The organism is Niabella pedocola (assembly GCF_021044425.1).
Taxonomy (GTDB): Bacteria; Bacteroidota; Bacteroidia; order Chitinophagales; family Chitinophagaceae; genus Niabella; species Niabella pedocola.
The window spans coordinates 833,166-846,594 of record NZ_JAJNEC010000007.1 but is presented as its reverse complement, the minus strand read 5'-3'; the positions used below and the strand labels follow the sequence as shown (position 1 = coordinate 846,594).

Annotated in this window: 14 protein-coding genes; 13 read left to right on the top strand and 1 reads right to left on the bottom strand. The window is 41.1% G+C overall.

Features of this window, described 5'->3' with window-relative positions:
- The first annotated feature begins 17 nt into the window (after nt 1-17).
- On the top strand, nt 18-584 hold the full coding sequence (locus tag LQ567_RS24355; protein WP_231008525.1) for a DUF4256 domain-containing protein: 567 nt from the start codon (nt 18-20) through the stop codon (nt 582-584).
- Nucleotides 585-588: 4 nt separating this feature from the next.
- Here the strand turns inward: LQ567_RS24355 and LQ567_RS24350 are convergent, their stop codons facing one another.
- A complete protein-coding gene (locus LQ567_RS24350) occupies nt 589-1,875 on the bottom strand; it encodes an HAD-IB family phosphatase (RefSeq protein WP_231008524.1) in 1,287 nt (428 codons plus the stop codon).
- 266 nt (nt 1,876-2,141) lie between these two features.
- Between LQ567_RS24350 and LQ567_RS24345 the strand changes: the two genes are divergently transcribed.
- The 12 genes from LQ567_RS24345 (at nt 2,142) to LQ567_RS24290 (ending at nt 12,450) form a co-directional block, all read left to right on the top strand.
- A complete protein-coding gene (locus tag LQ567_RS24345; RefSeq protein ID WP_231008523.1) occupies nt 2,142-2,897 on the top strand; it encodes a heparin lyase I family protein in 756 nt (251 codons plus the stop codon).
- Nucleotides 2,898-3,025: 128 nt separating this feature from the next.
- On the top strand, nt 3,026-3,427 hold the full coding sequence (locus tag LQ567_RS24340; RefSeq protein WP_231008522.1) for a VOC family protein: 402 nt from the start codon (nt 3,026-3,028) through the stop codon (nt 3,425-3,427).
- Between the two features lie 16 nt (nt 3,428-3,443).
- Nucleotides 3,444-4,121, top strand: coding sequence for a hypothetical protein (locus LQ567_RS24335; protein WP_231008521.1), 678 nt, complete (start codon nt 3,444-3,446; stop codon nt 4,119-4,121).
- 132 nt (nt 4,122-4,253) lie between these two features.
- Nucleotides 4,254-4,934 (top strand): hypothetical protein, encoded by a 681-nt coding sequence (locus LQ567_RS24330; RefSeq protein ID WP_231008520.1) that lies wholly within the window; start codon nt 4,254-4,256, stop codon nt 4,932-4,934.
- Nucleotides 4,935-6,249: 1,315 nt separating this feature from the next.
- A complete protein-coding gene (locus tag LQ567_RS24325; RefSeq protein WP_231008519.1) occupies nt 6,250-7,212 on the top strand; it encodes a toxin-antitoxin system YwqK family antitoxin in 963 nt (320 codons plus the stop codon).
- A gap of 394 nt (nt 7,213-7,606) precedes the next feature.
- A complete protein-coding gene (locus tag LQ567_RS24320) occupies nt 7,607-7,909 on the top strand; it encodes a hypothetical protein (protein ID WP_231008518.1) in 303 nt (100 codons plus the stop codon).
- Nucleotides 7,910-8,256: 347 nt separating this feature from the next.
- Nucleotides 8,257-8,721 (top strand): hypothetical protein, encoded by a 465-nt coding sequence (locus tag LQ567_RS24315; protein WP_231008517.1) that lies wholly within the window; start codon nt 8,257-8,259, stop codon nt 8,719-8,721.
- A gap of 190 nt (nt 8,722-8,911) precedes the next feature.
- On the top strand, nt 8,912-9,520 hold the full coding sequence (locus LQ567_RS24310; protein ID WP_231008516.1) for a hypothetical protein: 609 nt from the start codon (nt 8,912-8,914) through the stop codon (nt 9,518-9,520).
- A gap of 320 nt (nt 9,521-9,840) precedes the next feature.
- Nucleotides 9,841-10,347, top strand: coding sequence for a pentapeptide repeat-containing protein (locus LQ567_RS24305; protein ID WP_231008515.1), 507 nt, complete (start codon nt 9,841-9,843; stop codon nt 10,345-10,347).
- A 309-nt stretch (nt 10,348-10,656) separates the two neighbouring features.
- Nucleotides 10,657-11,256 carry an Imm26 family immunity protein gene (locus tag LQ567_RS24300; RefSeq protein ID WP_231008514.1) on the top strand — a complete coding sequence of 200 codons (600 nt, stop codon included), beginning with the start codon at nt 10,657-10,659 and terminating at the stop codon, nt 11,254-11,256.
- 61 nt (nt 11,257-11,317) lie between these two features.
- Entirely contained in the window at nt 11,318-11,740 is a 423-nt protein-coding gene (locus tag LQ567_RS24295; protein WP_231008513.1) for a DUF4259 domain-containing protein, read from the top strand.
- Between the two features lie 233 nt (nt 11,741-11,973).
- On the top strand, nt 11,974-12,450 hold the full coding sequence (locus LQ567_RS24290; protein ID WP_231008512.1) for a hypothetical protein: 477 nt from the start codon (nt 11,974-11,976) through the stop codon (nt 12,448-12,450).
- The last annotated feature ends 979 nt before the right edge of the window (nt 12,451-13,429 follow it).

The following is a 13,429-nucleotide window of genomic DNA, read 5'->3' as shown; positions in this document are numbered from 1 at the left end:
CATTCTAAACACAGGATATGAAAACCAGTAACAAACAATTGCCTGCTTCGCAACGCGAAACATTGCTGGGGATATTAAAGGCCCGCTTTGAGAAAAATAAAGGCCGGCATAACGGCATTGAATGGACCGCCGTGCAGACAAAGCTGGAGGCCCATCCGGAAAAACTCTGGTCGCTGGAAGAAATGGAACGTACCGGGGGCGAACCGGATGTAATCGGGTATGATAAAAAAGCAGCCGCCTATCTTTTTGCGGATTGTGCCGCCGAAAGTCCAAAGGGCCGCAGGAGTCTTTGTTTCGACGGAGATGCACTGGCTTCAAGGAAGGAGCATAAGCCGGCAGACAGTGCCGTGGAAATGGCAAAGGCCATGGGCATTGAGCTGCTTACGGAAGAGCAATACCGCCGGCTGCAGGAACTGGGTGCCTTTGATTTAAAAACCTCCAGCTGGATACAAACACCGGCCGCCATCAGGAAGCGGGGTGGCGCACTTTTTTGCGACCGGCGCTATGATCATGTATTTACCTATCATAACGGGGCCGAGTCGTACTACGCCGCGCGGGGATTCCGGGGACTGTTAACGGTATAAGGTTCTAATAGAGCACTCTTGTTTTGATGGTGTGTTCTATTTTTTTTAATTCCTTCAGTAATTGTTTGTCGTAATTTTTATCGATATCGATAATGGCATAGCCCGCCGTTTCATTGGTCATTAAAAACTGCGCGCTGATATTGATCAGGTGCCGCGCCAGCAGCAGGTTTACCTGGGCAATAACGCCCGGTACATTTTTGTGAATATGAATGATGCGGTGGGTATTGTTTACCGCCGGCAGTTGCAGCCGGGGAAAATTAGCACTGTCGCTGATAGCCCCCTTATTTATAAAGTCAATCATGCGCTGTGCCGGTTGCAGGGTTGCCCGGGCATTACCAAATACCACGATGCCCATTTCGGTGCAAAGCGGCAGCGGAATGCCGGCCTTTATCTTTCCAACCACACCGATCGCTTTTAAGCGGGTGGCTTTTTTTAATTTCCTGGGGTCCAGCACTACATCCGGGGTGGTCAGCAGCATGCTGGCCTGTTGCAGGGCCTTTTCATCGGCATCCTGTTCGTATACCAGGGTAAACCCTTCCTGTACCAGGGGCTGTAAATCTTTTTCCGGTACCGCGCCCATTACCAGGCAATGGATGCGGTTTTTGGGGTAGGAGATGGATCCGGGCAATTTGTTCAGGTATAAAAATTCATCAAAGCTGGGTGTTACGTGGTCGGCCTTGGCTGTTACGCTTTTCCGTGAAATATTTTCGGTATAGGCAAAGAACTTTTTAATCAGCCCGCTTTCCCTTAGCTGGAAATCGGAGTAGCCATCGCCAATGCCATAAAGTTCTCCCTGTAAATTCAGATCCCGGATCAGGATCACTTTTCCGCCTTCCTTGCTCAGCGGGTTCTGGTCGTCGTAACCAATGATCTTCCCGGCAGCATCAAACACAAAGGTGTTGGCGTAAATATTCTCTTTTTTGATATGAAATTTCTTAACTACGGGGGTAATAAACTCTTTAAAGCCGCCGGAAACGATCAATACCTCATCCGCGTGTTTTTTAAAGAACGCCGCGTTCCTTGAAAAAGACCGGGATACCTTTTTTTTCAGGTGCACGACCAGCTTTTTCAGGTGCGATTTATCTGCCTCTAACAATTTTACACGTGCCGCCAGGCTTTCCGAAAAGGACATGGTGCCGTTCATGGCCTGGTTGGTAAAATCTTCGATCTTTTTATAAACCGCCTCCCTTTTTGGGTTATCCTTTAAAGAGATGCGCACCAGTTCATCCAGGGCTTCCACCTGTGTAAAAGTGCTGTCAAAGTCGATGATGTAGTAATTTTTTTGTTTCATTTCCTAGTCAATGTCAATCCCTGCGTATTTGCGGTGCAAAAGTAGGGGCTAATGCCGGAGAAGGTGCTTTAACGGCCGGTTTTTTTCCGCCGGGCGCCGCTTTTGCCCATTGGGCCAGCGGCCCTTTGTGTACCGGCTACCCGAAAACGTTGTAGCAACTTTTTGGGGTAATGGATGCGCTTGTTCATAAATTTATACAAATGTTTGTTTGCTTATCTGTACAAGCTTGTTATTTGAAATTTTATAAACCCTAAAACTAAAAAACGATGAAAAAAAGAACAACGGTTGTCCTCCTGGGCGTTACCTGTGCCCTAACCCTTACCCAATGTAAAAAAGCCGCTGATACAGCACCCGCATCTGCTGTACAGGCCCGTGCCGTTACTTCGTTGCTGTTTGACGGTGCCGCTTCGCAGGGCTCCTCCAACGTGTGGAAAGACATCAACATTGAAGGCTCCGGAACGGTTACCACCATCAATGATGAAACCAGCACCCTTTGCTGGAAATTTTTAAAGCCCTCCGGCAGTCACCGTACGGAAGGGCATGGCGCCAAGAACTACCAGGCCCAGGATGGGGATGAGATCTACATCGGCTGGACGAGCAAGCTTTACATGCCATCTACCCTAAAGACGGATGCGGTGTTCCAGTGGAAATCTTATCCCACCGGTACCACGGCCAACCATCCCATTATGCTGCGCACCAAGAACGGCAACCTGGAGCTGCAGTATTTCGACATTAACCACACGGCCTATGTGCCCTGGTCCGTATCCCTGGCTACCAGCAGCTGGCTGAAGTTTGTGCTGCGTATGAAGTTATCGTACAGCGCGTCCACCGGCTATATTGAGCTGTGGTACAACGGCACCAAGCAAACCTTTTCCAATGGCAGCCAGCGGTATTATTGCCGCACCATGGATGCCGATTACTGCGATCCCAAATGGGGCGTGTATGGCGGCGATGAGTCGCAGGTAACCAATATCGTTAAAGGCATCCGCATTGGTACCAGCTATGCCGATGTGGCACAATAGCTGAACTGCGGTAACCGGCACCGGTTATTGAATCGTATGCAAAAAGTTCCTGCCCGTTCAGGAACTTTTTTTTTGTATTTTGTAGCTGATAAATCAGATCTGTAGGCCAATCAACAAGCCGGTATACCATGAGCGCCGTTAACGATATGCACCGCCCGTTGGGCATCTACATAGAGGGGATACAGGTGATCCTTTCCGTAAAAGATATGAATGCCAGCCGGGCCTTTTACCGGGATGTGCTGGGCTTTACAGAGGCGGACTGGGGCAATGATGATTTTACCAGTATGAACCGGGAAAACGCGGGTATTTATTTATGCCGCGGCGCACAGGGCAGCCCGGGCAGCTGGATATGGATCGGTTTCGGCGGCGATATCTTTCAGCTTTATGAAACCTTAAAAGCAAGGGGCGTTACCATCCGGCAACCACCCGTAAACCATCCCTGGGCCCTGGAGCTGCTGGTAGAAGACCCGGACGGGCATGTGTTGCGGTTTGGTACAGACCCGGATACGGACCGGCCTTTTGAAGCATAAAACGATCTTTAACCCTATGACCTACCTGCAAAAAATACAACGGCTCTACCAGCTGCCACCCAATGAACCTTCCGGTTTTGCCGGAGCGGAGCTCACTGCGCTGGAGCAGCAGCTGGGTACAGCCCTGCCCGCCCGCTTTAAAAATTATTATACGTCCCTGGGCCGGCAGGCGCAGGTGAGCCATAGCTATAACCGGCTTCTAAAACCCGGTAAGGAAATTCATTTTTCAGCGGACGGCTACCTGGTGTTTTACGAGGAAAACCAGTCAGTTTGCTGCTGGGGTATTCAAAAGGAAGACCTGGGGGCGGATAACCCGCCTGTTTGGGGAAACTATGGCACGGATGCGGAGCCGGACTGGCACCGGGAAGCCGCCACCACCGAAGATTTTTTCCTGCTGATGGCGGTATATAACGGTACCATGGGCGGGCTGCGCTACCATGCCAACTGCCTGGGAGCCGTAACGCCGGAAACGGTACGGTTTATAGAAGCGCACTACACATGGGTTCCGGAAATCAGTTGGGAGCGGCAGCGGGTATATACGGATGATTTTTATGAGGTCCTCAGCCTGTGCTTTGATGAAGCCGGCCATTGTAATGCCCTCTTTACCGGCAGCAGCGATGCAGAGCGGTTTAACCGGCTGCTGGATGCCATCGATGTGGAATGGTCGTATATTGCGGATGAGGAGGAGGAATAGTTGATTACTTTCAGATGTGTTGCTATGCCGATTCCGGAGCATTTCGGGCGCATGATAAGGCGCTTAGCCAGCCAATCAACGTATCAGGCAGCCGCAACATGAATGACTACCATAAAAGCTTATGATACCAGTATGAAGTATTATTTATTAAGAACAGTATCAGATCCCCAAATAGTGGGGGTTAGCAATGGAGGCATACAAGTTGACCTGGATTTAGATAATCCAATTACTCAGAGACTCAGTGATTTTTTTAATAGAACTACATACTGGACTGAAAAAAAAGTTGTGCCAGCCTTCATGGTAGAAAATTGTACGGCAACTATACTGCCCAATGCGAAATTGACTGACTTTTTGGGATTTAGCCCCGCTTTAATGACTTGTTCATTTATGATTAGTGAGCGGTTAGCTACGGTATTTGCAAAGTTCAACATAAAATTTTATACCTATCCGGTGACACTTTATAAACGCGGGAAATCGATTCTGGATAAATATTTTCTTTTTTGCTGTCCTTTGTTGGGTTATGAAGTGATTAATTTCCCTGAATCTGTATTTTATACGTCAAAAGATTTGTTCAATAAGGAGAGGCATTATATTCGTTACGAAAGCGAAAGAGACTATTTTGATAACTATAAAGTAGCAGTTAAAACGGAAAAATTAGTGTTAAATTCAAATTTTGACAGATCATTAGATTACTTTGATCTTCGTATTGGGCATAGCTATATATCGGAAGGGTTAAAGGACGCTATTGAGATTTTAGGATTTACCGGGGTGAATATTTTTGATGACAAAGAGCCTTTGATCGTAATATCATAAGTGATGTTTTTTCTTTTAAAAACGATGGAGAAATGGTGGTGGAATCGAAGCAAATGCTGGCGGAACAATTTTATTAGATTGGGAGGGTGAATTTAACTTCGGAGATTTTTCTACGAATCAAAGTGATTTTATATTGTGGAGACAAAATAGAACCAGCGAGGCATTAACTAAAACTGTAGGCTCCTTCTCAATAAGCCCAATTGCGGCTGAATTTACTAATAGCTCCGATGGGTACACGAAATAAGAGCTGAAATTTAATGTTTGGGCGTTGACTTATCTTATTTTGGGGTATAAGCGTGATATCTCTGTTCCGAATAAATAATAAAGAATGTGCGAAATATGTATTAAAATAATAGGGGGTTCTTTTGCAATTTGTTTTGTTGCAAAGTATTTTCTCCATATATATATTGGAAACAGAAATAATAATGTACTGAAGTTTTCAGTTTACAACACGCCTGCTCAAATATTCTGGTTTTATTTGAAACCTGTTTCTGGCAGGTTTAAATTATTGAAGCGGATTTGTAATATTCTATTTTTGGTCTCAATGATATGCTTCGCTATTATCGTCTTTTTTTTAATGACTTTTAAACACTGATTTTTTAGTGAATCAGGTTTGTGATAATAGCTGTACTTGTGAAATGATGATGATAATATATAGCTTATACTTCTGGAAATTCGATTAAGGCAAGTAGGCATAAAATTGAAGGCGAATTGTATGGCAGGTTCATAAGTTCAGTGGCTGAAGGTAGTAAGCGCATTTTAGCTTCTGAAATTCAATAATGATGAACAATTGAGCTATGTTGATGGGAACGGCCAGCTTGTCAGATCTAGGTGGCTTAAGGAGTTAGCTTTATAAAAGCGGTAAATAAAAATGTTGTATAGGTTACAACAAAGGAGCGGATGGGGTGTGTTTCTATACATTTGGACTGTATATAGCCCTTGAATCAAATGGGTATACCTTATCACTGATCTTATGGGCAAATAAATCCATAGAGCTAGATTGTACAGGAAACTTCTTACATATTCTCTTTCTCGATTACATACCTGATATGCCGGTGAGCGAAATTTACAGGATGGGAGCGGCGATTGGGGAAGGAATAAACGAGCTGCATAATGCCTGAGCTACCCATAAGTTCACTTTACCAGTTAGCGGGAGGTGGTGTATAGAATACCGTTCTTGTATTTGAAGTTTCAAATCTTTGGTATATTTACCCAGGCTAAATATTACGCCAGTGATAAGTTCTATAAAAAGAAAAACTAAAAGGCTGGTAAATTAAATGGTGCTATTGGCCGCATTTTTAAAAAAACTGTTATAATGAGAAAACTCCTTTTGGGACTTTTAATGGCACTGCTGGTTAACTTTTCCTTTTCCCAGGAAATCGAATCGCTTGATTATTGTAATTGTAAAGATAAAATAGATCAGGCGGCTCCTGTTCTAAATGGCAAGTTTGAGCGCCGGTGCAATAATGTATTGATTGAGCAAGGGCAATTTATAAACGGGCAAAAGAACGGAGATTGGATCACCTATAGCAAAAAGGGAAAACTGATACGGAAGGTGGGTTATAAGGACGGTCGGCTTCACGGAAAGGTGGAATTGTTTTATGTAAATGGTAAACCCAAAGTTGCCGGTAATTTTGAAGAAGGTCAGAAAACCGGAAAATGGACCTACTATACGGATAAAGGGCTGGTGTTGATGGAGGGTAATTATACCATAAACGAGCCGGTTGGAATTTGGGTGATAAATGATAAGAAAGGAAAAAAGGCGGTTACGCAATATGATTACGATCAAAAGAAATATATAGTGAATACATCGGCCCCCTTATTAAAGGATGGGGCTATTATACAGAATGAGAACACCGAAGAATGGTATATTCTCAGGCTGCCAAACTTAAAATACCCGGCGGCGACAGGTCCTTTAGGCGGGTATGGGTTTGCAAATTATATGTTTGCAGCGCTGATGGAAGTTCCCTTAAATATATGGGATACTTATTTGTACCAGGTTTACAAGATTACTTATAAAATATCTCCGGGCAATAGCGTGACTTTTGAGAGCCAGCCATACAAAACGCCGTTACCGCCAAAGAGTTTGGATTTTACATTGCTGATGCTTACAAACCCGGCGCCCAGGCTTAAGCGAGTTGAGCATTCGGCTTTGCAGCATGAGCTTTTAGAATACAAAATAAAGGAGGCTTTAAGCCTGATGCCTCCGTGGATTTATAATGGAGAGCCGGCAATAGACGTTTACCTGCATTATGGTATTAACGACCACTTGATTTGATTGTTAAAGCAGATTTCCTACAGGTTGTAACTAGAATATAAATTATGGTAGAATATATACAAAGTATTTATTATTATTACGGACCTGATGATTATGATTTAAAAATGCTTTTCAATTTGTTAAGCCGTAAATTATTATTTGACAATGGTACGTTTACATATAAGGATGACAGGTTTAGAGGTGGTTATAGTTGAGTTTGAAATAGTTACATGTAATTCAAGTGAATACAATGAGGTGTTTCAATATATGAATGAAAGCTGAGTGGAAGATATTGATCCTGCCACTTCATAGACAGTCAAAGTCGGCTATTTGGCCACAGATTGTATAAGATGTGCAGCGCTGGTGTTGTAGTATCGCCGAAGATTTTGTTTCAAACAGCTATTTAATGTAAAAAATGAAAGAGATTACTTTAACTTGCGAAATCGTGTTTTTAGAAATAGCGGAAAAATACTTTAATTTCCCAATAACTAATTCTATAAGATCGTCTTTTTGGATCGCTGATGATAAAGTGTCTACATTTTCCCAAATTAAAATCCCGGATAACAATATTGTTTTAGGGAGGACGGAGGTAGTTGAGATGACATTAATAGAAAGAGATTTTTTAATGAACAGAATCAAAAGCGGTACTGAATTTAGAATGGGCGTGTTCCCCAGAGAAATTGCACTGGGAAGGGTTATTAAAGTGCAAAGCCGTTAAAGGATATTTGTTATAGTATATCAGAAACCTACAGCAACTTGGAGGCTTAATATGGAACATTAAACGCTGGAATTTGTTTTGGTATTCAAAATTTAGCTGCAGGTTAACTAAGTGTCGCACCGATATAGATCCTTCACATATTCGGCTGGCCTTGCCGTAAACAGCGCGGCATATGCAACTGTATGTTTTTCTTGAAGGATCATTTAACTAACACAAGGGGATTCATAACGATAGGGGCGGTATAGGGTGGCAATAGCAGAGCTGGGGGACACGGTGGGAGTGGCTGAAACTTAAAGAAAGGCTGGAACAAGAATCGGAACAATTACAAAAGAAGAAAAATCGTTAAGATGGTAAAAGAAAATAAAGTTGAGGAGATTTTTAGCGGAGATCTTGCACCGGATTTGGTATATTCCATTTTCGATAAATGGCTTTCAGAAGAAGAGTGCGCTAAAGAGCTCATGTCATCTTTTGGTGTTAATTCTCTTGAAGACTATAAAGGAATTAAACAAATAGAGGATCACTATTTAAACTTGTTTGCGGATTTAGGTACTATTTCAGCATTGGATTATATTGACATAGATACAGAGCGATGTCGTCGAAGAATAAATTTTAATTTTTTTTTCCGCGAGATATCCAAGCATATATTGTTGGATGAACGAAAGCTTTTTTTTCTTACAGAATGGGATATGTATTGCCTTCTTTCATTCGACTTTACTGTTTATATATATGCAAATGGGTCTATAGCTGAACCAGTTGATCAAAAGTTTAAAGAACATTGTTTTCATTCGCTTCCTGTTTTGAAAGCGGAATGATCTTTTATCCTGATAGCTTTACGATGGAATGACGCGGGACGAGCCGAATCAGTGTGATCATGGAGCTCGATTTTATGAATACGGTGATCGGGAAGTGGCAGGTCGTGGATCCGATGGCAGGTATCAAATCGGGAATAAAAATGTGAAAAAGAATACAAAGATTATCTTGACAATTATTCAACACAGTATAATGAGCAAAGGAAAAGGAAAGCAGGGCTATAAGTATATGTTCTTTTTGGTCATGCTCTTTGGGTATTGCAACGGTAAAGGGCCTCACAATAATGCCGAGACAGTAAGATTGCAGCTATTTTCCTTTGAGGCTGGTGATATTGGGGCTGCGCATATTTTTGAAGATACATTAGGATTTAAGGGCAAAATACTTCTGACAAATTGGAAGGACACGATCTTTTTTAATTTTGGATATGGGGATGTTGATAATCTTGCTGAGAAAGATCCTAAAGTGATATACTATCCCTACAATATTGATACATTAAAATTAAACATCGATAAAGATATTCTAGATACATCTTTAGTCATATATACAAATAAGGCCAATTATGATATTGACGAGTTTAGGCGACGAAATGTGTTTTTTGATAGTATTTCTGGATTTCGTGCCAAGATTGTGCTTCCAAGAGAAGTTAGTAAGGGCGGAACGGCCGGCGTATATTTTGATAGCCTTCGAAATGATGAAGGCGGCAGATTGAAATTTAATTTTTATGCAGATAATTTAGATAGCTTACAAATTAAAAGAATATCGGAGATTATAAAAACTATTCGATTTAATTTGAATTTATGAAATGCACCAAGCTGATGCAACACTAACTAAAGCCCTTTGAAATTTCTATGTTAATTGAATATCCGGCGCTTCGCTGCCAATGATTGAAAGATATGTGAGAATGTTGGAAAGTGGCTCGGTATCGCCTCCAATTAAAGTGGCGGATGAAGTTATTATAGACTGGAATCATAGATACATTGCAGGCAGCCTTTTTGGTGTAGAGCCAGCGGTAGTTCCAGGGATAATATCGCGGAGTCAATTAGCAGAAGTAGTTCCAATCCAGAAAACAAAAGTAAGTATGATAGATTGGGGTGAACATTCATTAACTAACAATAGAGTATATGGAAATTTTTTGTCATGACGATCGCATCATTGAAGTACCTTATGATAGTTTAACGGGGATATCACTTGATAATTTAAATCTGCATCGTGCACAACTCGAGGGTATTGATCTTTCAAACTCTAGCTTTGAAAATGCCAATCTAAGGAGCGCTTTCCTATTTAGAGCGAAGATGAAAGATTGCAATCTATGCGCTGCGAACCTAATTGTTGCAGACTTGAGGGAGACTGATTTGTCGAATGCAAATTTGAAAAAATGTATAGCTTATTCTACACGGTTTGAAAATGCAAATCTTCAGAATGCAACTTTTGAGGGGGCAGATATTGGCGACGCAAATTTTAAGAATGCAAACCTTCAAGGAGCAAATCTAAATTGTATTGGAGTTGAACGGGCTATTTTTGAGAACGCAGTTTTTGATGACAATACAATTTGGCCGAATTATTTTAAAGCGGAAGAGTACGGCGCAATAATTAAAAAAAAAGAGGTTAAGCTAGCGGAGGGATTGTAATACGGCGCTGTCTACTTCTCGGATAATTTAATAGTACTTCTGTCCAGACAGGAGCGCGATTGTTGGCGTGTAAATTATGAAGGTGAATTGTAGAGATAGTTGAAATTGCCTAGCAAGCTGCCGTGGTTATCTTTTGGGAGAGCGTGTTTGCCATCTCCTGTTTAGAGGTGTTTTTCAAAATAGATAAGAAATGTGTCCGGCTTTAGATTTAGGCAACAGTTGCATTATGACCAATTTTGCAAGGAGGATGCTGCTGTATGGTAGTTGGATTAATTTAGTTATCTTTTTACTCCTTAATTTTACATGTATATGAAACGGCCAAAAAGTGGAGATGTAGTAGAAATACCATTGTTACTGGACTTAGGATATGGATATGCAAAGTATTTAGATCCAAGAGTAGTCTGGGAAACTAATGATATGCCGCCTGTGTTGAGGATTTTTTTGTTTAAATCTTTGATTCCAATTGATTCAATAGGCGATATAAAAAGAGATCTTTTGATTGCTCCTATCGGCATCTCAGGGTCAAATGGAATCTATAAGATTGGTTGGAGGAATATTGGGAACGAGCCCGTTGCCGAAGATGAAAAATTCCTGCCACATGTGAAAACCGGGTGGCCGCCTATAATTGACCCTCCGGAACGGTGGGCCTACTATGAGGACTTGGGAGACCCAACGAAAATGCATTTTTCTGAATTTCATAAAATAAGTCATTTAGAAAGCAGCAGAGTCTTGAATATTGAAACTGTTTCGTTCAGAATGACGATGGAGTTTTTAAAATTGGAAGGCAGAGATATAAAAACTTTAATGCCCGAACTAGATTTTTTCAGTGCGGTAGAGTATAGCCGGTCATTTACAATTCCTCCTTATAATATAATTCCTCAACAATACAGAGGAAGAGCAAAGAAATGAGCACTGTAAAATAAATCTGAGCTATTTGGTAAGAGTTATTAAATAAAAAAATAAGTAATTTATGGGAACATGGGGAACCGGATATTTTGAAAATGATACGGCACTTGACTTTATGGGTGATATAGAGGAGGCTGATGATCCGAAAGAGCTGTTTGAAGAGACACTAGCGGAGACAATGGACATGGATTTTTTAGATGCTGATCAGGGAGCTGCTGTTATTGTAATAGGGGCTTATATTGACCGGCAGCGGAACGGGACTCAATATTCGGCGCCGGAACATCCTGGATCTATTGATATTGATACGTTTCCTGATCGTCATCCGGATATCGACTTTTCTGAACTGCGCACCACTGTTATAAAGGCATTAAAAAAAGTGCTTGCCAATGATTCAGAATTAAATGAGCTTTGGGCTGAAAATGAAGGCGCGTATCCTGTATGGAGGCGTAATATTGAGATGCTTATTGAACGACTATCAGAAAAGTAAAAATTTAATACCAGTCTTCGCGTTCTTTGCTGGCCGAATTATCAGGTTGAGTATGTGGCGTTTTAATAGGCTTGCAGTTATGTTGCTGGAGCCTTTTGCGCCCTTTGAGGCAATAATGCTTTTTACCGGGCTGCGGACGCTATTGATGCGACTAATCGCACAAAAGGTTGCGATCGATAGCTATTTTATACAAAAAGGACATCTCTCACCCGCCAATAAAATTTTCAGAGAATATGATGTTTAATATTAGTTTAAGACTTTTTGATATTTCTATTTCCTACACTGCTCGTAAGCATACAGAAAAGATGGTCAGCGAGTTATGGGATAATATAAATGCCAGTTTAGAAAAACAAGATTACGGAAATAGTATTCTTGAATATGAGATTATTCTTTATGTTATAAATATGCCGAAAGGATACGAACATTTATATACAGATTTTAAACCTAAGTATATAGAGCATAAATTATTGACAAATAAACTTACAGGGGAAAAATATGAAATAAATAAATATTTTAACTACAGCATAAAAATTGAAGGCGAATTATATAGCAAATTTATAAGTTCGGTGACTGGAGATAGCAAGCGAATTTTGGCTTCAGAAATCCTAAAATCTTTATTGTATTTAGATGCTTTACCAAAGAAAGTTGATGATTTCGATAAGGAACAATTTAGGGCGGATATGGAGTGCTTCTTAGATGAAGAAATCTGAAGTAACATCATTGTGCTCCTATTCTTTGAAATTAAATAATGATGAACAATGGAAATATGTTGTTGGAAACGGCCAGCTTGTCAGATCAAGTCTTAACTTCTACAGTTAAGGAGTTAGCTTTATAAAAGCGGTAAATAAAAATGTTGTATAGGGTACAATAAAGGACCAGATGGAGTGTGTTTTCTATACATTTGGGCTGCCTATAGCCTTTGAATCAAATGGATAGACCTTATCACTGATCTTATTGGCAAATAAATCCATAGAGCTATACTAATGGAATAAAATTTGGTGCGGAAGCATTTGTCTCTTTCCGAGGCGTCAGTATCATTAATTAAAACAGCGTATACCCAAATAATGAAGAGTAAATTATTGGCATTGCATTTTTTAATACATATTTTTCATGATTATTCAGATACTTTTTGTTTTTGGGTTTGTTATCAAGATTCTTCTTCATACTTATATTGGAAATAGAAATAATAACGCAATTGTAAATGCCGGCATAGCTTCATCTCCGCAGCTTTTCTGGTTTTATACTAAACCAGTTTTAAAAGAATATAAGCGAATGAAACTACTATGTAATTTGATTCATCTGTTTAATTTACTGGCCATACTCATAATGATTATTGTTTATGGCGTGGCGATAAAATAATAAATAACTGGGGCGTAAAAATGCCATTGCCATTCTCTCCCCGGATCGCATACCGGATTAAGTCAATAGCATCTTCCGCATCTTCCTTGTTACTAAATATACTTATGGTCACATTTCCGGAGTCAACCTTATACAGTAAAAAGCCAAGATAGCAGTTACGGCATCAAATACAGAGCCGAATTGAGCCAGCCTGTAGCCCGATGCACCCAGCAGGCGGTGTAGGGTAAAGCCCTTGATATCTGTTTAGCAGTAATGGTGTCAGAAATAGTGCCTTTACGGATGCCGGTACCGCTTGATAGCTTACCATAGCTGTCGTCTGCCCCCGGGGGG

Excerpts from the sequence above, each read along its gene's own strand:
- LQ567_RS24355 (WP_231008525.1), top strand. The coding sequence starts at position 18 with ATGAAAACCAGTAACAAACAATTGCCTGCTTCGCAACGCGAAACATTG.
- LQ567_RS24350 (WP_231008524.1), bottom strand. The coding sequence starts at position 1,875 with ATGAAACAAAAAAATTACTACATCATCGACTTTGACAGCACTTTTACA.
- LQ567_RS24345 (WP_231008523.1), top strand. The coding sequence starts at position 2,142 with ATGAAAAAAAGAACAACGGTTGTCCTCCTGGGCGTTACCTGTGCCCTA.
- LQ567_RS24340 (WP_231008522.1), top strand. The coding sequence starts at position 3,026 with ATGAGCGCCGTTAACGATATGCACCGCCCGTTGGGCATCTACATAGAG.
- LQ567_RS24335 (WP_231008521.1), top strand. The coding sequence starts at position 3,444 with ATGACCTACCTGCAAAAAATACAACGGCTCTACCAGCTGCCACCCAAT.
- LQ567_RS24330 (WP_231008520.1), top strand. The coding sequence starts at position 4,254 with ATGAAGTATTATTTATTAAGAACAGTATCAGATCCCCAAATAGTGGGG.
- LQ567_RS24325 (WP_231008519.1), top strand. The coding sequence starts at position 6,250 with ATGAGAAAACTCCTTTTGGGACTTTTAATGGCACTGCTGGTTAACTTT.
- LQ567_RS24320 (WP_231008518.1), top strand. The coding sequence starts at position 7,607 with ATGAAAGAGATTACTTTAACTTGCGAAATCGTGTTTTTAGAAATAGCG.
- LQ567_RS24315 (WP_231008517.1), top strand. The coding sequence starts at position 8,257 with ATGGTAAAAGAAAATAAAGTTGAGGAGATTTTTAGCGGAGATCTTGCA.
- LQ567_RS24310 (WP_231008516.1), top strand. The coding sequence starts at position 8,912 with ATGAGCAAAGGAAAAGGAAAGCAGGGCTATAAGTATATGTTCTTTTTG.
- LQ567_RS24305 (WP_231008515.1), top strand. The coding sequence starts at position 9,841 with ATGGAAATTTTTTGTCATGACGATCGCATCATTGAAGTACCTTATGAT.
- LQ567_RS24300 (WP_231008514.1), top strand. The coding sequence starts at position 10,657 with ATGAAACGGCCAAAAAGTGGAGATGTAGTAGAAATACCATTGTTACTG.
- LQ567_RS24295 (WP_231008513.1), top strand. The coding sequence starts at position 11,318 with ATGGGAACATGGGGAACCGGATATTTTGAAAATGATACGGCACTTGAC.
- LQ567_RS24290 (WP_231008512.1), top strand. The coding sequence starts at position 11,974 with ATGATGTTTAATATTAGTTTAAGACTTTTTGATATTTCTATTTCCTAC.